20 protein-coding genes are annotated in these 19112 nt (G+C 60.6%); 4 read left to right on the top strand and 16 right to left on the bottom strand.

The genetic code is table 11. From position 1 onward, the window contains the following. Window positions 1-623: 623 nt before the first annotated feature. Together EKM85_RS06905 and EKM85_RS06900 are read right to left on the bottom strand one after the other, a co-directional pair. Window positions 624-1121 (bottom strand): HD domain-containing protein, encoded by a 498-nt coding sequence (locus tag EKM85_RS06905; RefSeq protein WP_125585540.1) that lies wholly within the window; start codon window positions 1119-1121, stop codon window positions 624-626. Window positions 1122-1216: 95 nt separating this feature from the next. Beyond that, window positions 1217-1975 carry a TrmH family RNA methyltransferase gene (locus tag EKM85_RS06900; RefSeq protein ID WP_125585539.1) on the bottom strand — a complete coding sequence of 253 codons (759 nt, stop codon included), beginning with the start codon at window positions 1973-1975 and terminating at the stop codon, window positions 1217-1219. Window positions 1976-2064: 89 nt separating this feature from the next. Between EKM85_RS06900 and EKM85_RS06895 the strand changes: the two genes are divergently transcribed. Both EKM85_RS06895 and yidC read left to right on the top strand, forming a co-directional pair. After that, window positions 2065-2346: an acylphosphatase gene (locus EKM85_RS06895; protein ID WP_125585538.1), complete on the top strand. Its 282-nt coding sequence runs from the start codon at window positions 2065-2067 to the stop codon at window positions 2344-2346. Window positions 2347-2403: 57 nt separating this feature from the next. Then, window positions 2404-3375, top strand: a complete 972-nt coding sequence (gene yidC / locus EKM85_RS06890; protein ID WP_125585537.1) for a membrane protein insertase YidC — start codon at window positions 2404-2406, stop codon at window positions 3373-3375. Window positions 3376-3501: 126 nt separating this feature from the next. Here the strand turns inward: yidC and EKM85_RS06885 are convergent, their stop codons facing one another. The 14 genes from EKM85_RS06885 to EKM85_RS06820 all read right to left on the bottom strand — a co-directional run bounded on the left by EKM85_RS06885 (window position 3502) and on the right by EKM85_RS06820 (window position 17210). Next, entirely contained in the window at window positions 3502-3951 is a 450-nt protein-coding gene (locus EKM85_RS06885; protein WP_225418949.1) for a MarR family winged helix-turn-helix transcriptional regulator, read from the bottom strand. 30 nt (window positions 3952-3981) lie between these two features. Further along, window positions 3982-6315 (bottom strand): YhgE/Pip family protein, encoded by a 2334-nt coding sequence (locus EKM85_RS06880; RefSeq protein WP_164510701.1) that lies wholly within the window; start codon window positions 6313-6315, stop codon window positions 3982-3984. 208 nt (window positions 6316-6523) lie between these two features. Further along, on the bottom strand, window positions 6524-8092 hold the full coding sequence (locus EKM85_RS06875; RefSeq protein WP_125585535.1) for a HAMP domain-containing sensor histidine kinase: 1569 nt from the start codon (window positions 8090-8092) through the stop codon (window positions 6524-6526). Then, window positions 8092-8778, bottom strand: a complete 687-nt coding sequence (locus tag EKM85_RS06870) for a response regulator transcription factor (RefSeq protein WP_125579537.1) — start codon at window positions 8776-8778, stop codon at window positions 8092-8094. The genes EKM85_RS06875 and EKM85_RS06870 overlap by 1 nt, the downstream gene beginning before the upstream one ends. Window positions 8779-9673: 895 nt before the next feature. Further along, window positions 9674-11098: an NADP-dependent phosphogluconate dehydrogenase gene (gndA, locus tag EKM85_RS06865; protein ID WP_125585534.1), complete on the bottom strand. Its 1425-nt coding sequence runs from the start codon at window positions 11096-11098 to the stop codon at window positions 9674-9676. A 104-nt stretch (window positions 11099-11202) separates the two neighbouring features. Continuing rightward, complete coding sequence (locus EKM85_RS06860) at window positions 11203-11754, bottom strand: YceD family protein (protein ID WP_125585533.1); 552 nt, start codon at window positions 11752-11754, stop codon at window positions 11203-11205. After that, window positions 11754-12905 (bottom strand): nucleotidyltransferase, encoded by a 1152-nt coding sequence (locus EKM85_RS06855; protein WP_125585532.1) that lies wholly within the window; start codon window positions 12903-12905, stop codon window positions 11754-11756. Before EKM85_RS06855 ends, EKM85_RS06860 begins: the two co-directional genes overlap by 1 nt. A 1-nt stretch (window position 12906) precedes the next feature. After that, on the bottom strand, window positions 12907-13644 hold the full coding sequence (locus EKM85_RS06850; protein WP_125585531.1) for a class I SAM-dependent DNA methyltransferase: 738 nt from the start codon (window positions 13642-13644) through the stop codon (window positions 12907-12909). Continuing rightward, on the bottom strand, window positions 13641-13997 hold the full coding sequence (gene rsfS / locus EKM85_RS06845; protein ID WP_125585530.1) for a ribosome silencing factor: 357 nt from the start codon (window positions 13995-13997) through the stop codon (window positions 13641-13643). The genes EKM85_RS06850 and rsfS overlap by 4 nt, the downstream gene beginning before the upstream one ends. 2 nt (window positions 13998-13999) lie before the next feature. Beyond that, entirely contained in the window at window positions 14000-14602 is a 603-nt protein-coding gene (gene yqeK / locus EKM85_RS06840) for a bis(5'-nucleosyl)-tetraphosphatase (symmetrical) YqeK (protein ID WP_125585529.1), read from the bottom strand. After that, window positions 14595-15242, bottom strand: coding sequence for a nicotinate-nucleotide adenylyltransferase (locus EKM85_RS06835; RefSeq protein WP_125585528.1), 648 nt, complete (start codon window positions 15240-15242; stop codon window positions 14595-14597). Before EKM85_RS06835 ends, yqeK begins: the two co-directional genes overlap by 8 nt. Before the next feature lie 4 nt (window positions 15243-15246). Further along, window positions 15247-15564, bottom strand: coding sequence for a YhbY family RNA-binding protein (locus EKM85_RS06830; protein WP_125585527.1), 318 nt, complete (start codon window positions 15562-15564; stop codon window positions 15247-15249). A gap of 10 nt (window positions 15565-15574) precedes the next feature. Continuing rightward, entirely contained in the window at window positions 15575-16693 is a 1119-nt protein-coding gene (gene yqeH / locus EKM85_RS06825; protein WP_125585526.1) for a ribosome biogenesis GTPase YqeH, read from the bottom strand. Next, the gene (locus EKM85_RS06820) at window positions 16680-17210 is read right to left on the bottom strand and encodes a YqeG family HAD IIIA-type phosphatase (RefSeq protein ID WP_125585525.1); all 531 of its coding nucleotides are present in this window, start codon (window positions 17208-17210) and stop codon (window positions 16680-16682) included. The genes yqeH and EKM85_RS06820 overlap by 14 nt, the downstream gene beginning before the upstream one ends. Window positions 17211-17454: 244 nt before the next feature. Between EKM85_RS06820 and EKM85_RS06815 the strand changes: the two genes are divergently transcribed. Both EKM85_RS06815 and EKM85_RS06810 read left to right on the top strand, forming a co-directional pair. After that, window positions 17455-18078 carry an alpha/beta hydrolase gene (locus EKM85_RS06815; protein ID WP_125585524.1) on the top strand — a complete coding sequence of 208 codons (624 nt, stop codon included), beginning with the start codon at window positions 17455-17457 and terminating at the stop codon, window positions 18076-18078. After that, entirely contained in the window at window positions 18075-19013 is a 939-nt protein-coding gene (locus EKM85_RS06810) for an NADP-dependent oxidoreductase (RefSeq protein WP_125585523.1), read from the top strand. Before EKM85_RS06815 ends, EKM85_RS06810 begins: the two co-directional genes overlap by 4 nt. Window positions 19014-19112 lie beyond the last annotated feature (99 nt).

Below are 19112 nucleotides of genomic sequence, written 5' to 3'. Positions count from 1 at the left end.
GTACAAGTATACCCCATCTGGCGGTAATTACAAGTTTTCACCCTGAAATATAAATAATCGGATAAGGCCGGGCGCGGAGACGGGAGGCGGAACTGCATTGCCAAGGCCCAGTCGGGACCGAAATGGCAGTGAAATAGTGCGGGAGGTGGGCCGCGGAATCGGGCTGCGGGGCCGCAACGCGGGAGCATCTAACTACGCCGCAAGCCTCGCCGCCAAAAACCAGGCGGCAATGCTTGCGGCTATGATCACCCTGTAGCCATTTTTGGCGTACAGGCTGACATGCGGAGCGGTTAGCTGTCCCGCTAAGTGCGCGAACCTGGCGCACCTTACCAAATCGGGCTGCGGGGCCGCAACGGGGAAGTGGTTAGCTACGCCTAGGGCCTCGCCGCCAAAGTTCGGCGGCAATGCCCTAGGCTAGGCTACCCATTTCCCTAAGTGCGCGGCCCCTTCGCACCTTACCAAATCGGGCTGCGACTTGGCAACGCGGGAGTGACTAGCTACGCCCACGGCCTCGCCGCCAAAGTACGGCGGCAATGCCGCGAGCTAGGCTAGCCATCCCGCTAAAACCGCCAAGTCTTCGCACCTTACTAAAAAGAGACCCGAACCATGTCCGGGTCTCCCTACTAATGTGCGTGTTCTAATCGCTGAAGCGGGTGCCTAAACTTCTGCAGCTGAGGCAGCAGGTACTCATCCACCGCGGCGTAATCATCGACTAACGACACCACCACTGTTTCTTTGTACTTCGGCATGCCGAGGGTCGCCCCCCACATGTGCTTCACGATGATGTCCTTCTCCATTGCGGATAAGTCGGTGATCTTCTCTGCGTTACGCAAAGCGATCCGCGGGTGCACGTAGGCATGCGTGCCTAGTGAGAATTTCGTCACCCGCCAGTCGTAATAGAACAAGTCGTGCAACAGACCAGCCCGCGCTAAGGCGCGAACATTCAGATGCCATTTCTTACCCAGCAGATAGCTGTGGTAAGAAACACTGATGCTGTGGTCAAGCCGCGTGGAGTGGTGATGCTGCGTGTAATTGGCAAGGCGCTGCACCGCCGGCTGGGCCAAGAGATCTTGGACATAGCTCATGTACTCCGCGTCGTCTGACCATTTCTGATGACTCATTCAATGGCCCCTTTTCGCTCGCATTCTTGTGTTGTTGTCCAGCACATCTTCATTATATCAGGTTGCGGGAAAAGCGGGGCTGAGTTAAGCCATTCTTAAGCGGTCAGGTGAAAAAGGATCACGGCGGCGGCGATCGCAACGTTCAGCGATTCAGCGCGGCCCTTGATCGGAATGTACAGGTTCTGGTCGGTGGCCGCAAGCAGGTCCTGGCTCATGCCGTTGCCTTCGTTGCCGACGATCAGGGCAAACTGGTCTGTGGGCGTAACGTCGCGATACGGCTTGGCCGCGTCGTTCAGCTCAGAGCCGTAAACCGGAATGGCCGCCTTCTTCAAGTTGGCCACCAGGCGCGGCAACGGGGCCGCCACAATGCGGACGTGGAACTGACTGCCCTGCATTGCCCGCAGCACTTTCGGGTTGTACGCATCGGCGGTCCCGCCGCCAAAGACGACGGTCTTCACGCCGGCGGCATCCGCCGTGCGCACCAGGGTGCCGACGTTGCCGGGATCCTGAATCGCGTCCAGCAGCAGGTACGAGCCGGCAAGCGGCTCCGCGAGCTTCTCCTCCGCAAGCGGCAGCACCGCAAAGATACCCTGAGGCGTCTCGGTTTCTGCCAAGTGCTTGGCAACGTCTGGAGAAATCTCAGTGGTCTGTTCGTAAAACGGCTTTAATTCCCGCTCGTTCAGAAACTTCTCCGTCGCGTAAATGCGCCGCGGCGTCTGACCGGCATTGATCGCCTCTTGCACAAGGTGCCACCCTTCCAGCAGGTAGGCCCCGGCTTGTTTTTGGTATTTTTTGACCGTCAGTTTCTTGGCGGCTTTAATATGGTCGTTTTTTGCAGATGAAATGTATTCCATGATCATCCTCCTCGGGCTTAAGTCTAACATATCCGGCGCTGCTTTTATGCTAAACTAATATAGATATCGTATTTTGCGGAGGGGATAGGATGGACAAAATTGCCAAAGGTATCACGGTCAACGGCCGCGTTCAGGGCGTCGGCTTTCGCTGGATGACCCAAATGGTCGCTCAGCAGCTGCACATTGTTGGCAAAGTGGAGAATAATTCTGACGGGTCGGTGTACATTGAGGCGGTCGGCACGCCCGCTGACATGGCCCGCTTCACTGCCGCCGTCAAAGCCAGTCCGACCCCGAGCGGCAAGGTCACGCAATACGAGGAACACCTGCTGGATCCGATCCCGGCGTATGACAGGTTCCGCGTTACCGGTTGAAACCTGGCGGCCAGTCAAGTAAGATGTTCGTCAGTAAACTCAGGAAGGAATTCACCCATGTCCAAAATGAAACGGTGGCTCGCAGTTAGCGGTGTCGCCTTAATCCCGTTATTTCTCGCTGCCTGCAAACGCCAGGCCACCACGCAGATGAAACCGCCGACCGGCTTTTTTGGGGCGTTCTATAACGTTATCGGCAAGCCCCTGCAAGGCCTGATGACCTGGATCGCCGGCTTCTTCGGCGGCACCGCCGGCTCCGGCTTCGGCATTGCGATCATCCTGATCACGCTGGCGGTCCGCCTGGTCCTCCTGCCGCTGATGCTGAACCAGCAGAAGAACATGACGCAGTCACAGGAAAAGCAGCGCGTCTTGAAGCCGCAGCTGGACATCATCCAAAAGCAGATGAAAAAGCCCGGCATCACCCAGGCGGAGCAGCTGCACCTGAACGCGTTGATGCAGGACGTCTACAAGAAGAATGGCACGTCAATGATTCCTTCAATGGGGTGCCTGACGATGCTGATCCAGCTGCCGGTGTTCTCTGGACTTTACCAGGCCGTTGCCTACTCGCCGGAGATTTCCAGCGCCAAATTCTTTGGCATCGCCCTTGGGGAATCCAGCATGGTGATCACCATTGTCGCCACGCTCCTGTACGTGGTCCAAAGCTGGATGATGCTGCAGACCTACCCGCCGGAGCAGCGCAAGCAAATGCAGACGTCCGTGATGCTTTCGCCTTTGATGACCTTCTTCTTCTGTATGTTCTATAACGCCGGCTTAGGGCTTTACTTCCTGGCAGGCGGGATCATCATCCTGATCCAGCAGGTCATTGTCACTTACATCATCACGCCCAACATCCGCAAGCGGATGGATGCCGAGCTGGCCGAAAACCCACCGGTGATCGTGGTCGATGAACACACATTCGATGCCCCTGCTGCCGAAGTTGCCACCAGCACGGCCGCCGCGGCCAGCGACCCAGCGGCAGCGAAGAAACACAACCGCAACGCCGGGAAACAACACCGCCGGCGCGAAGAATAATGACCTGCCGGCAGCTGAACGCTCAGCTGCCGGCTTTTTTCTGGTCTCGTGGCCCTGGCGCGGCCTGCGCCGGATGCACAAAGAAAACCCCTGCGTGATTACGCGAGGGTTCTTTGTGCAGGATCGCTACTTAGCGGCCCGATCATTTTGAATGACTTCTTCGCTGACCCGCCGCATGATCCGCAGCAGCTCCTTTGTGTCCTTTTCCCCGATGATCTTGACCCAGCCGTAGAAGCGCTGGCTGATCGCCTCGTTGATGGCCATCGTCACCTTGCGGCCCTGCGGCGTGAGGTCCAGGTACTGCCGCCGCCGGTCCTTGGGGTCTGGCGTCTGGACAATGTAGCCTTCCTCCAGCAGTGTTTTGAGCTGCCTAGAAATGGCCGCCCGCGTCACGCCGCGGTGTTTGGCGACCTCAGACAGCGACAGGCGCTGCCCACTTTCGACGTCCCGCATGATCAGAAACTGCTCGAAGGACAAATGATACGTCATCGTTGGCACTGAAACCAGCTCGCTGATGTACTTGAATCCAGAAAGATAAACGTCAATGTAGTCATCCAGCATATCGCGCTCCGCCATGACGACCCCTCCTCTACTAATGTGGTACCTTTACTCTACCACATTTGAGGCCTGCTCAGCGCGGCGAGGTAACCCCAGCAGGGCCCCGAATACTGCGGCAAAGAGGAGCAGTGCCAGCCAGTCGAAGAAGCGCCCGGTTTGCAGCCCATTCAGGCTCTGGTTCAGAAGGTCGAGCAAGTAGGTGCCTGGAACCAAGTGCGCCAGGGCCTGGTAGAAGCCAGACAGCATCGCGTTTGGCAAAAGGCCGCCGGAAACGATCAGCTGAATGAACAGGATCGCCAGCGTGGCCAGCACGCCAAGCGTCCCCAACCAGCGGTCAAAAGCAAAAATGATCGTGGTGAAGACCGCGCCAGACGCCAACAGCGTCAGGATCAACACCAGCGGACTGGCGATGGTAACGCCAAGCCAGGCGGTCACCAGCGTGATGCCTAAGGCCTGAAGCGCCACGGTGAGCCCTACCAGGCCGATACGCACGGCCCGCTTTTGGCCGGCAAACTGGTGCGAGTAGCGGCCAAAACCAAGCTCGGTCAAAAGCGAGGCAATAAAGCTCACCATCAGCAGCACCAGTGGCGCCAAGAGGTTCGCAAGCGGCATTGCCAACGGATCACTGGCGGTTTGGGCGGCAACCGGTGACACAAACTGCGCTACGTTGGCCTTGCCCGTGTTCAAGGCGACGACCTTCGCTGCCCCACTGCCCAGCTTCACGTTGAGCTGGCTCATCCCGGCGGCGACCTTCTCGTTGCCGGTAGCCAACTTGGCTGCCCCGGCGGTGTACTGCGTGATCCCGGCAATCAGCCCGGGGGTGGTCGCCGTGCCCTGCAGGCCGGTGTAGACCTGAGTCAGTCCTGAATGAACCTGATCCAGGCCACTTTGGACCTGTCCGGCGCCGTTTGCCAGCTGCCCTGCGCCCTGGACCGCGCCCATCGTATTCGGCGTGCTCCCGGTCCGCGTTAGCCCGGCCTGGACGGTCGTCAGGCCGCCTTGCAGCGTCTTGATCGCCTGCCGGACGCCGGCACTAAGCGCTGGGGCCCCCTGGCGGCGGTCGGCGAGCTGATTGACCCCTTTCTTCAGGTCATTCATCTTCCCGTTCAGCGTCTTTAGGTCGGCGCCGAGTTTCGGCAAGGTGGCGCCGGTGTCGGCCAGGGCGAGCTTCAACTTGGTGGCGGACCCGCCGCCTGCCGTCAAGGCGGTGCCCGCGCTCTTCAGGGCCGTTCCGCCGTTGGTCATGCTTTGCTGGATCGTCAGCAGCAGCTTCAGCAGTTCGGGGTGTTTCGCTGCCAGCGCGAGCACTGCCGGCTCCTTCATCAGCTGCCCCTGCAGCTGCTTCAGCGCATCCCCAGCGGTGGTGAAGGACGTACCCGCCACCGCCAGCTGACTGGCGGTCGATTGCTTGGCGTGCTGATCAAAGAGCTGGGTATTCATCGCGACCAGCGCGGCCTGCATCGTCTTGGCATCACTGCCGAGTTTACCGGCATTGGTCGTGATGTTCTGATTCAGCGTGGTCATCGCCGGATCGTTCACCCCGGCGGCCAACTGCTGGACCCCGCCGGTCAGGGTGGTGAGGGCCTGATCCAGGCGGGCGAGGTCTGGCGCCCCTGCGTTAAGCTGCTGGCCGATCTCGGCAGCCGCGGCGGCAAGCCGGGCCTTCAGGGCACCGGCACCGCTGACGACCTGCCGGTTGCCCGCCAATAGTTTCTGATTCCCCACCACGAGCTGGCTGATCGCCCCTTGGACCTTGCTGGCGCCGCTGGTGAGTTTGGCGTTATTGGCCGTCAACGCGATCAAGCCGTCCTGCACTTGATCGGTCCCGTCGGCGAGCTGCGCCGTGGCCGAATGGGCCTGACTGACCCCGCTGCCCAACGTATTCAGTGCCGTGAGCGCCGCGCTGTCATAGGCCTGCTGAACGTTCTGCACGACCTGGGCCTGCAGCTTCGCCGCCACCGTGGTGTTGATCAGGTGCGAGGCAAAATTGTTATGCGGCGACAGCGCGACCTTCAAGGTGCTGTGTTTAGGCGTTTTGCTGAGCGCCGTGGTCACGTTTTGGGAGAAATCCTGCGGCAAAGTCACGGCCATCAGGTACGTCCCCTTGGCCAGCCCGGCCTTAGCGGTACCCGCCGAGACGAACTGCCAGTCCACGTCGTCGTTTTGTCTCAGCTTGGCCAGGACATCCTGGCCGGCATGGACCGGGGTCCCCTGAAAGGTCGCCGCGCGGTCCTGGTTCACCACCGCCACCTGAATGTGCTTCGTGGTGTTGGCCTGCTGATAACGGACGAAATGCAGTGCAATAAACAGTAAGAGTAACGGCAGCACCACAATGAGACTGATCAAGGTCATCATGCGGGCTGATATTTTCAAAGATTGCACAGAGAGCCACTTCCCCAAATTAAGTTTTATGTTAATGCTATATACGGTTAATATCATTAACATATTGGCGATTATCCCCGATATGAAATTTAAAGTCAACCGGCATGCACCAAAAATATCGTCGCAGGCTTCAGCGCACTGGGCGCACCAACGCAAAAACGCCCCTGCCTCGCGATTTCGAGAATCACGAGGCAAAGGCGCTTGCCACTTACAGGTTGCTTTTAATTTCAGGCGCGGGCTCATTGGCACTTTGCAGTGCCGTTTCCTGGGCCTGCAGCCGACTGGCGGTCTCGGCCGTGATCGTCGGCAGCTGAATGCGAAAGACCGAGCCCGACCCCAGCGCGGAGTCGACGGAAATAGCACCGTGGTAGCTCTCGATCAGCTGTTGCGCGATCGAAAGGCCCAGCCCGTTGCCGCCTTTCTCCCGGCTGCGCGCCTTATCGACGCGGTAGAAACGGTTGAACACGCGCTCGCGGTCCTTAGGTGCAATGCCTTCACCGAAATCCTGCACCGCCAGCGCGACCCCGTCGGAATCCAGCGCCGCAGACACGTGAAGCTCCTTGCGTTTGGTCGAGTACTTGACGCCATTATCCAGCAGGATGATCAGGATCTGCTCCAAGTGGTTGCGGTACATGCGCACAAAGACCGGGCCTTCCAGATCATTGTCCAGGGTGAAGACAAAATCCGGGTGGATCATCCGCATGTCGTTGACGACCTGCTGGATGACCTCGTTGATGTCAACGGTCGCGTTCGGGAACTGAACATCGACGGAATCCGCGCGGGTCAGCTCCAGCATTTCCTGGATCAGACTCTTCATGCGCTTGACCTCCTGCAGGCTGGCGGTCAACGACTCGTTCAGTACTTCCGGGTCGTCCTTTCCCCACCGGTTGAGCAGCTGCAGGTGACCTTCTAGCACCGCGACCGGGGTCCGCAGCTCATGGGACACGTCCTGCACAAACTCCCCTTGCTGGTCAATGAAGCGCTGGATGCGGTCCAGCATCGCGTTGAACTCGTCCACCAGGTCGGACAGCTCGTCATTGCGCCGCAGCGGCGGGATGCGGGCGCTGCTTTGCGGCTCCTCGTTGATCTGATCGATGGTTTTGGTGATCGAGCGGATCGGTTTGAGGAAGCGTGACGCCAGGAAAAAGCCCAGCGCCATTGACACCAGCAGGGCCGCCGCGGCCAAGGCGGCGACGATCCCCCAGAGTTGCCGCATGGTCGCGTAAAAGGTGGCCATGTGGTCGGTGATCTGCGCGTAGCCGATCCGCTTGCCGTTTTGGCTCGAAATCACCGGTGCCCGGGCGATCATGCCCTTGAAGCGGCCGTTGTTCGTCATTTTAATGACCGTGTGCGCCACCTGAACCAGCGGCTCATCCGAATCGCGCGAGGTGAACAACTTATGGCCGGCGCGGTCGTAAACCGCCAGCGACATATCGGCCCGCGAGATCTTCTGGACGACCGAATCATCGAACACGCTGTTGGCGGGTTGCCCGGCGGCAGTGGTGCCAGACAGCGCTGCGGTGTTGTCGGCATTGATGCGGGGTAAGACCGCCTGCGCCGTCAAGTTCTTTGCGGCTGGGGCCAGCCGCGACTGGACGGCACTCATCGTTTCCGCCACCGCATCGCGCTCCTGGTTGATCAACACCTGCCGCATCAGCGCCAGGAGGATCAAGGAGAGCACGATGAAGGTGGAAAAAATGCCGGCTGCAACAACGGCCGTCCACTTGAACCCAAGGGGCAGCCGTTTGTTTGGTTTGGGCTCGCTAAGGCGCGACATTACGACCGCATCACGTAGCCGGTGCCCCGAACCGTCTGAATGTAACTCGGCTCACCGGGCCGATCGATCTTGTTGCGAATGTAGCGGACGTAGACGTCCACAACGTTGGTCTCGACGTCTGAATTGTAGCCCCACACCTTCGACAGCAGCACATCGCGGGCCAGCACGACGTTGATGTTCTCCATGAGGGTGAGCAGCAGCTCGTATTCGCGCTTAGTCAGCTCGATGATGTCATCGCCGCGGCGCACGACCCGGTTCTCCTTTTCGATCGTCAGGTCCCGGTACGTGATCGTGGTCTGCTTGGCGGCGTTGTGTTCACCTTCGATCGAGATGCGCCGGAGCAACGCACGCAGCCGCGCCAGCAGCTCCTCAATGGCAAACGGCTTAACGATGTAATCGTCGGCGCCGTGATCCAGCCCGGAGACGCGGTCGATCACGGAGTCGCGGGCCGTCATCATGATGATCGGCGTGTTTTTGACCTGGCGCACGCGGCGGCAGACTTCCAGCCCGTTCAGCTCTGGCAGCATCAAATCAAGCAGGATGGCATCCCAGTCCTCGCTCAGCGCCGCCTCAAGCCCGGTCCGCCCATTAAAGTGGACGGCGGTCTCGTAACCTTCGTGCTTCAGTTCCAATTCAACGAAGCGCGCGAGGTTTTTCTCATCTTCAATAATTAAAATTCGGCTCATTGCTCTACTCCTTATCGGTGATCCATCAGCCGCGCGAATTCTAATTTAGTGCGGCTGCCAGCGCTCATTTTCTCATTTCAATTTCTATGCTGTGATTGTAGCACATCAACCCCCGAAAAACTATCACAGAAAGCTTTAACTTTGGATCAGAGAATGAAAGGAGAGCCGCCAATCGCTTTCTCATTGGTCTATACCAACTTAGATATAATAATTGTTTTAGGAATATTTATTTACCAGGTATATGCCAATATCTTGACCCCGGATCGGCCAGCCGGGGGCCTTGGCCGAATTGGGCTACGGGTCGACAACACCCGAGCGCCCAACTAAGCCGTAAGCCTCGCCGCCAAAGTTTAGCGGCAATGCTTACGGCTATGATCGCCTTGTAGCCATTTATGGCGTACAGGGCGACATGCGAAGCGGTTGGCCTTCGGGCTAAGACCGGCGACTCTCCGCACCTTGTCGTAATCGGGCTTCGGGTCGCCAACGCCCGAACGGCTAGCTACGCCTGAGGCCTCGCCGGCAAAGAACGCCGGCAAGGCCTCAAGCTAGGCTATCCGTCGGGCTAAGGGCGTCGACCCTGCGCACCTTGTCGTAATCGGGCTTCGGGTCGCCAACGCCCGAACGGCTAGCTACGCCTGAGGCCTCGCCGGCAAAGAACGCCGGCAAGGCCTCAAGCTAGGCTATCCGTCGGGCTAAGGGCGTCGACCCTGCGCACCTTGTCGTAATCGGGCTTCGGGTCGCCAACGCCCGAACGGCTAGCTACGCCTGAGGCCTCGCCGGCAAAGAACGCCGGCAAGGCCTCAAGCTAGGCTATCCGTCGGGCTAAGACCGGCGACTCTCCGCACCTTCATATAAAAAACCCCGCCACTGCTGACGGGGAAAAGCTGAGCGACTTTTATTGTTCGGTGTACCAGGTGTAGTGGAACGTGCCTTCGCGATCCGTGCGCTGGTAGGTGTGTGCACCGAAGTAGTCGCGCTGCGCCTGAATGATGTTAGCTGGCAACACCGCGCTGCGGTAAGAGTCGTAGTAGGAAATGGCGGCCATGAACCCAGGGACCGGCACGCCGGACTTGGTGGCAAAGCCGACCAAGTCGCGAACGGCTTCCTGGTAGTTCTTGGCGATGTCCTTGAAGTAGTCGTCCAGCAGCAGGTTCTTCAGCTCAGGCTGCTTGGTGTAGGCATCCGTGATGTTCTGCAGGAACTTGGCGCGGATAATGCAGCCTGCCCGCCAGATCTGAGCCAGCTCGCCGTACTGAAGGTGCCAGTCGTAGTGCTCAGAAGCGACCCGCATCTGTTCAAAGCCCTGCGCGTAGCTCATCAGCTTGGAGAAGTACAGCGCCTTGCGGATCAGCTCAACGGCCTCGGCGCGGTTGTCAAACTTCACGTTGCCGACCGGCTTTGGCAGCACCTTGCTGGCTGCCACGCGTTCGTCCTTCATCGCACTGATGTAGCGGGCGTACAGGGACTCGGTGATGACACTTTGCGGCACGCCGAGTTCGGCGGCGCTTTGTGAGGACCACTTACCCGTCCCCTTGTTGCCGGCAGCGTCGAGGATCACATCAACGATCGGCTTGCCGGAATCCAGGTCGTCCTTACGCGTCAAAATATCCGCGGTGATGTCGATCAGGTACGAGGACAGCTCGCCTTCGCTCCAGGACTTGAACACTGTGGCGATCTCGTCGACGGACATGCCCAGCATGTTGCGCATCACGTTGTAAGACTCGGCGATCAGTTCCATGTCGCCGTATTCGATCCCGTTGTGGACCATCTTGACGTAGTGCCCCGCACCGTTTGGCCCGATGTAGGTCACACATGGCTTACCGTCCTCGTCGGCCTTGGCCGCGATCTGCTCAAGAATTGGCGCGACTAGGTCGTAGGCCTCTTTTTGGCCGCCGGGCATCAAGGATGGTCCCTGCAAGGCGCCCAGTTCACCACCGGACACGCCCATGCCGATGAAGTTGATGCCGGACTTGTCGAGCTCGGCGTTGCGGCGCATGGTGTCTTCGAAGAAGGTGTTACCCCCGTCGATCAGCACGTCGCCCTTGTCCAGCAGCGGCAGCAGTTCCGCGATGACCGCGTCCGTGCCGGCGCCGGCCTTGACCATCATGATGATCTGCCGCGGCTTTTCAAGCGAGGCGACGAAGTCTTCGACAGTGTAGCTGGGCACCAGCTTCTTGTCCGGGTGATCCTCAACTACCTTTTTGGTCTTGGAGCCAGTCCGGTTATAAATGGCGACCGTATAGCCGCGACTTTCAATGTTCAGGGCCAGGTTCTTGCCCATCACGGCCATCCCAATGACGCCAATTGTTGGTGTTTCCATGTTGTTACCTCCCAAACGAACGGGTCACCCCGCCGCTTATTTATATCGCAAAACAATACACGCTAATACTAGCAAAAAAGGCCCACGAATTAAAGCCGGGCCCGTCAGTGCTTGTCCTCGTCGTCCGGGAACAGGTCTTTCAGTTTGGCAAACGCCGGATTGGGCTTCTCGTCCGTTTCCTGCGCCTTTTGGTACGCCTCTTCGCCCATCACGGTCCAGTCGGTACCGTGCGGCATCTCACCGGCCTCGGCCTCTTCCGGGGTCAGCACCTGCATCGGCACCGCCAGCAGAATATGATCCTCGATGGCCGCCTGAATGTCCACGCTGTCGCCCTCAAGGATCAACACCAGCTGGCCCTCTTCGTATTTGTCCTCGTGGGCCGGATCAGTCAGGTAGACCTCACTGAACGTGAAATCAAGCGGCAGGTCAACAGGCTTCAAACTGCGGGTCGAAGGGACCACCATGGTGCCCTTGAGGGTCACCGAAGCGAGCACATCCCCATCGTCGAAGCTGATGTAACCCTCCGCTGTAATTGGGGTGACGTCCAGGATCTCGGGGTCGCGGGCGATCAGATCCGCCTTCAGCGCCAGGGTCTCCGAGAAGTGGAGCGGCGTGGTGCGGTACTTGGCCAGTTCGGCAAGCGTCCATTTAAGCATCAATCATTCTCCTTTCGCATCAGCGGCACCCGGCCAAAATTCTGGGCGGTGCCGGTCAACGTTTCGATCAGCTGATCGCAGCGGTGCTGCCAGTACATGAGGCCGCCCGGCGCCAGCATGGCGGAGGAGACCTTCGTGATCAGCGGCAAGGTCGCCGTTTTCTTCACCTGGTGGAGGTAGCGCCGGCCAGTTTGGTTAAACCCCAGCACGTGCAGGAAGCGCTTCGCCGCGGCCGCCTGCACCGCTGCCTGCGTCAGGTTCAATACCACGTACAGGCACAGCCGCCGCATGCGGGCATATGTGTAACGCTTGGACTTGATGCGTTGTAGAAAATCCGCAAAGTCCGCCGCCCCCGGCAGCTGCTCGGTCAGCCGAAACTCCAGGCCTTCTGACATCGTGTATACCGCCCGCAGTGCAGCCAAGTCAGCCGTCTGCAGCCGGTAGCGCAGCAGTGGGAACAAGTCATCCCAGCTTTGCCGCCGGGCCTGCGCCAGCCCCGCGGCCATCGGCTGGGGCATGAACCCCGAGACGTCCTGCCCTGCGGCCACCGCCGCGCGCAAGGCGCTAGCGCTGGCCGTTTGCGCCGTCATTTCGGGTGCGTCATGCGCGGCCCCCTGCCGCGCAAACGGCAAAAGGGTCAGCGGTGCCTTCAGCGCACGGTTGGCCTGCGCATAACTCAGCCCCAACAGCAGGTTGGGCGCATCGAGGCTGACCCCGGCGGTCTGCTGGTAATACTGGTTCAGCTGCGTGGCGTACGTCTCGCGGTGATCCGCAAACAGGCTCGCTTGCGGCGGGGCCGCGGCGACGCGCGCCGCCAGGGCGGCGTAGTCTAAGCCCGGCGCCTCCGTGCCAAACGCCAGACTCTGCACGTGCAGCGCAGAAAGCAGCGCGAGGCTCCCCGCGGCAAAGCCATCGGCCGCTTGAACGGCATCGGTGGTCGGCAGTTCAACCACCAAGTCCGCCCCGGCGGCCAACGCGGCGTTGGCGCGATGCCACTTATCGACGATCGCCGGCTCGCCGCGCTGCACGAAATTGCCGGCCATCAGCACCACCACCGCATCGGCCCCGCTAAGGCGGCGGGCCGCTTGCAGGGCGAACACATGCCCGTTGTGCAGGGGATTAAACTCGGCGATCATGCCCACGGCTTGCATATTACGCCTTCTTTGCGTGGAAAAACCAGCGCGTGCTGTCCGGCTGGACCGGCCCGCGGCCAAAGTCGGCCGTCACCTCAACGTCCGTAAAGCCCGCCGCAACCAGCGCCCGCTTGAAGTCGGCCAGCGGGTACGTCCGCTCCTTATGCGTCTCGATCAGCGGGTGGTAGGCATCCAGCTTTTCGTCGTAGACAAAAAAGGTCAGGTCGTGCTCGACTGAATGCGGGAACGCGCCTTCATAGCTGTGCCACAAAAACGCGTAGTCCTCCGTTTGGTAGTTGTACATGTACCCTGGAAAGACCGAATCCATCTGGTAAAGCGAGTGCGCATCGAAGAAAAAGTCGCCCCCGGGCGTCAGCACGCTGGCCACCTGCTCAAAGACCTGCCCCACGGCCTGAAGGTCTTTCATGTAACAAATGGAGTCGTCAAAGCACGTGACGATCGGGCACTGCGGCAGGCCGGACAAATCCTGCATGTCGCCTTGGATCAGCGGCAGTGCGATCCCTGCCTTCTCGGCTTTGGCCTCGGCCAACGCCAGCATCTCGCTCGACAGGTCGAACACGGCCACGTCAAAGCCGGCCTGCTTCAACAGCAGGGCCAGACTGCCGGACCCCCCGGCCAGCTCCAGCAGCAGCTGGCCGGTCGGCTTAACTTGGGCAAGCACGTAATCGCGCCACTTGGCGTAAAGCGACTCGTCCATCAGGGTGTCGTAGACTTCGGCGAAGGTCGAGTAGATCATTCCTGGACCCAGTCTTTCACGTCGACCAGCGGCGCGTCCTGCCACAGCTTCTCCAGGTTGTAGAATTGGCGCTCTTCCGGTGTGAAGACGTCGACCACGACGTCCCCGTAGTCCATCAGCAGCCACTTGGAGTCCTTGTTGCCTTCGATGCGCGGCTCCGGGCCGCCGGCAGCCTTGGTCTTCTCCTCAATGGCATCGGCAATGGCCTGGACCTGGCGCGTCGTGCCGCCGCTGACGATCAGGAAGTAATCGGCCAGCAGTGAGACCTGCGTCATGTCCAGGGCAACAATGTCTTCTGCGCGCTTATCATCGGCAGCGCGAACCGCGGTTTCTAGTAAATCTTTCGAGTTCAGAACTATCCCTCCTTGGGAATAAAAGCGTTAAAGGTCAAAAGCGTCTTTGGATATACGATCTTGTTATTGGCGATCAGGTACTGCAGCGTGTTTTTCAGCTCGATGAACGTGGCCTGCCGCATGTCGGTCAAGGCAGCGGCCCGCGCGGCCACCTCCGCGTCTAAGGTCCGGGCCGGTTCGATAAAATCGGCCACAAAAATGATCTGATCCAGCAGGGTCATCGCCGGGTCCCCGGTGGTGTGCCGTTCAATGGCCTGGAGCACCAATCGGTCGGTCAAGCCGACCTCGGTTTGAATGAACCAGGTGCCCACCATGCCGTGCCACACCCCGCGGCCGTACTGCAGCAGCGCCGGGTCAAAGCCGTCCTCCATGATCACCCGCTTGTAGTCCGCAATCGGGACCTGCTTGGCGTAATCGTGAAACAGGCCGGCCAGCCCCGCCCGGTCGACATCGGCGTGAAACCTGGTCGCCAGCTGCCGGGCGGCCTCTTCGACGCGCAGGCAGTGCTGAAAGCGGGCGTCGTCCAGCCGGTTTTGGAGGTGGTTCAGCAGCTCCTCACGGCTGAGATCATGGGTCAACGCTGCCGGGTATTCGTAATCAGTCACGGTACAAGCCCTCTTTCTCAATGTAGGCGCGGACGCATTCCGGCACCAAGTAGCGAATGCTCTGGCCGGTTTGCACGCGCTGGCGGATCTCACTGGACGACACGTCGATCAACGGCGCGTCCACCCAGGTGATCGGATAAGGCGACGCGGGCGCAAACCCGCGCCGCTTGACCCCGACAAAGTGGACCAACTTCATGAGCTGGTCCACGTCCTTCCACTTCGGCAGGTAGGCCACCATGTCGGCGCCGATGATGAAGTAGTAGTCGGTGTCCGGGTGGGCCGCCGTCAGCGCCTTCATCGTGTCGATGGTGTAGCTGACCCCGCCGCGTTTGACCTCGGTCAGTTCCAGATCAAACAGCGGGTTGTCGTGGATCGCGGCCTGCAGCATGGTCACACGCTGGCCGACCGGGATCGCCCCTTTGTGATCGACGTGGGGCGGCTTGTTATCGGGCATGAAGAAGACCTTCGCAAGGCCCAGCGTCGTGCCCACCGCCTCGGCCATGATCAGGTGGCCGATGTGCACGGGATTGAACGTTCCGCCCAAAAGGCCAACCTGTTTGCGCCGCGGGCCCAGAATTTGCGCTGAGACCTCTTCGGTGATCACCGGCTGCGTCAGCGTGGTTTTACTCGTGATCCCCATGGTCTTACTTCCCCAGCTTGGCCACTTCAACGGAAAGCTTGCGGTGTTCCTCAAGGCCGGCCCGCCGGTACACCAGCACAGTGCGGCCCATGGTCTGAACCACCTGCGCCCCGGGGAGGGTCCGGCTGATAAAGGCGCCGACTGCGGCGGGGGTCTCTTCGGCCGTCTGCAGCAAGGAGAGCTTGACTAATTCGTGCACCTCCAGCGCCTTCGCCACGCCGTCCACGAACTGATCGGACAGGCCGTTTTTGCCCAGCGTCGCGATCGGGCGCAGGCGGTTGGCCGCCGCGCGTAAATACCGTTTCTGTTTTCCTGTTAGCATGCTCATTCTCCTAAATCAAAGCCTTCCGCAACAACACATCGACGCCCTCAGGGGCCCAGCCGGCCACCGTCGCCCCGGCAGGCACCACGACCCAGCCCAGACCAGCGATCACGAGGTCGGACTCTTCCTTCGGGGTGAACTCAAAGCGCACCAGCTTCGGGAACGTCGCCAGGTCCTCTGGGCGCGGGGGCGCTAACAGGTCGCCGCGGTGCTTTTCGTACAAGGCGTCCGCGTTCTCCAGCTTGGTCCGATGCAGCAGCAGCTGGTTATCCGCATAAATGGTGAAGCCCGCCTTGGGCCCGCGCAGGTAGTCAAAGCGCGCCAGGCCGGCAAAAAATACCGTCTGGCCGGCGTTCAGCTGGTACACCGTCGGCCGGATCGGCTTGCTCGGCGACACTAGCTTGAGGTCCTTGGGGTTCAGGAAGTGGGCCATCTGCCGCCGGTGAATGATGCCTGGCGTGTCGATCAGAAAATGGCCGTCGTCCAGCGGGATCTGGATCCGGTCAAGCGTGGTGCCGGGGAACCGCGAGGTGGTGATCAGATCGGCCATGCCGTTTTCGCCCTTGATGATGCGGTTGATCAACGTCGACTTCCCGGTGTTGGTCACGCCGACCACGTACACGTCGCGGTGCTCACGGTACTGCTCGATCAAAGCCAGGAGCTCGTCGAGGTTACTGCCCTTTTTGGCGGAGGTGAGCACGGTCGCCACGGGCCGCAGCCCTTGGGCGTGCGCCGCCTGCGTCAGCCAGTTGGTCACCTTCCGCGGGTTGATCGACTTAGGCAGCACGTCGGCCTTGTTGCCGACCAGGATCACGGGATTGCTGCCCACAAAGCGGTGCAGCCCCGGGATCACACTGCCATTAAAGTCGAAAATGTCGACTACGTTGACGATCAACGCGTCGCTTTCGCCCAAGGCGTTCAGCAGGCGCAAAAAATCGTCGTCGGTCAAAGACACCGGCGCGACTTCATTGTAGTGGCGCAGGCGAAAACAGCGCTGGCAATAAACTTCCTCGCCGGCCTGGGCCTTATCAAGTGAGCTTGCCGGCAGAAACCCTGCCGCTTTGGGGTCCGTGCTTTGCAAGCGGGCCCCGCAGCCGATACAATACAGCGGCTCATCAGTGTTTGTCATTCAATTCCTCCGTAAAATTAAGTTGGTTATTCTTCTTCATCTTGTGCAACACGAACCCTTCAAAGAAGCGGTTGATCCGCGTGTTCCACGCGTCCGTCTCGACCAGGGGCTTCACGAGGACCGTGCGCACCTTCGCGGCGTTGCCCGCGGCAATATCCGTCAGGAGCTGATCGCCGACCATCACCACGGCCCGTTTGTCGAGGCCCAACCGGCGAACGGCCCGGTCGATGCCAAGCGGCAAGGGCTTCACCGCCCGGGCGACAAACGGCAGGTCCAACTTGGCCAGGGCCCGCCCGATGCGGTCCTTGTTGTTGTTGGACACCACCATCACGGCGATGCCGGCATTTTTCATTTCCTGCAGCCAGTCGCGCAGCTGCTGGGTGCCATCCGGATTGTTCCAGGCGATCAGCGTGTTGTCCAAATCGGTCAGCACGGCGGCGATCCCCTGACGTTTCAGTTGGCTCGGCGTCAGATTATAGATGGCGTTGACCAGCCAGGTCGGTTCAAAAACTGCCACAAGCGGCCTCCTCTTTTTCTCATTCTTTTCATTATAACACGCCCCTGCCAAGCGGCGAACGCGGGCGGTCAAGTCGATGCAGGCCTAAATGATTATTCTCGGATGAGCGGCTAAAGTCAAGTCAAAGCGAGGGGAATCATTCGCGCTGCCGCCGCCAACGCGGTAAGCTGACCACAGAGCGGTTGCTTGTTTTCCCCGGCCAGTTATACTGGTCATAAAATAGTCAGCGGGAGGCAATGAGACTGTGCATGACGAATTTGTGGATGGCGACCGCGCGCTGGCGCCGCTGCTCCTGCTTCACGGCGACGGCGGTGCCGCGCGTGACCTGATGCCGATCGCCCGCTTCCTCGCCCCCGGCGCCCCGCAGCTGGCCATTGCCGGCCGTGAGCGCGCGGTCGGCCGGACTAGCTTTTTCCGCCACGACCCAGGCGGCACGCCGACCACCGCCAGCCTAACGCAAGCGGCGGCGGGGCTGCTGGCGCGTGTTCGTGAGTTAGCCGCGCATTACCAGCTGCCGCTGGCGCGCATGGTCGTGATCGGCTACTCCAACGGCGGCAGCCTTGCCGCGTGGGCCATGATGAAGCGGCCCCTGCCGTTTCGCACGGCGCTGCTGTTTCACCCCCAGGCGCTGACGCCGATTGCCGCCCCCGCGCTTGCGCCAAGCACGTTAGTCTGGGCGTCGTACGGGACGCAAGACCCCATCGTGGCCGCGCACCGCTTCACCGCGCTCGGCCAGCAGATCCGCACCGCCGGCGGCCAACTGACCGTTTACACCCATGACCAGCAGCACAATCTCACCATGGCCGAGCTGCAACGCGCCAAGGCGTGGCTCCTGCAGTCCGGCCGGCTTAAGGAGGAATCACGATGAAACGTTTTGGCTTTGATCACTACGGCGACCCCACGGTTTTCACCACCATCGAGGCGCCAGTGCCGGTGCCCAAACCCGGCCAGGTCCAGCTTCACGTGCTGGGCTTTGGCCTTAACCCCTACGACGCCTCGCTGCGCCGCGGGGAGCAAGCGGCGTTTCGCAAGCTCGCCTTCCCCATCGTGCCGGGCACCGACGTGGTGGGACAAGTCACCGCGCTGGGCGAAGGCGTCTCCGCCTTTGCGCGCGGGGATGTGGTCATCAACTACCGGCCCATTGGCGGCTACAGTGAATTTGTCGTTGCCAGTGTCGGCAAGCTGATCAAAAAACCGGCCGCCATGCCGCTGGCTGCGGCAGCCGGCCTGCCCCAGGTCGGCCTATCCGCCTACAGCATCCTGCAGGTGCTCGCCCTGGCGCCCGGCCAGACCCTGGCCGTCGAAGGCGCGAGCGGCGGCGTCGGGGCGCTGGTCGTCCAGCTTGCCAAACTGCAACACCTGCACGTCATCGCCACGGCCAGCGCGCGCAACGCCGACTACGTACGCCGCCTTGGCGCCGACGAGGTTGCAGCCTACGACGAAGTGGCCGTGGCGGCGCGTTTTGGCGACCAGGCGGACGCGACCGTCAACGCCGTCAGCGGCGGCCAAGACGGCGGTGCCGGCGTCGCGATCACCCGGCCCGGCGGCACGCTGCTGACCACGGCCGACGCCGCGCCCACGCTGAACGGTAAGGCGCTTGACCCCATCCAGCTGGGCGAAGGCAAGCCCGCCAAGCCAGAATCGGCTTTTCCGGCCTTGATCCAGGCCTTCAACGAAGCGCGGCTGAACGTGCGCGTTGCCAAGCAGCTGCCCTTTACGGCACTCGGCGTCCAGGAAGGCCACCGGCTGCTTGAATCCCACCATCCGGCGGGCAAGCTGGTCGTCATGCACGAGCCAGCCTAACCATCTTAATCACGACCAAAACGTGGCTGAGACATAAATCGAAGCTGCAAAAAAAGACCGACCGTTCTACCAGAATATTTCTGGATAGTTCGGTCGGTT

Origin of the sequence: Lacticaseibacillus jixianensis (genome assembly GCF_003946485.1) — a bacterium.
Lineage (GTDB): Bacteria > Bacillota > Bacilli > Lactobacillales > Lactobacillaceae > Lacticaseibacillus > Lacticaseibacillus jixianensis.
The sequence above is the reverse complement of the archived record's forward strand: the minus strand, read 5'-3'. Positions and strand labels throughout refer to the sequence as shown.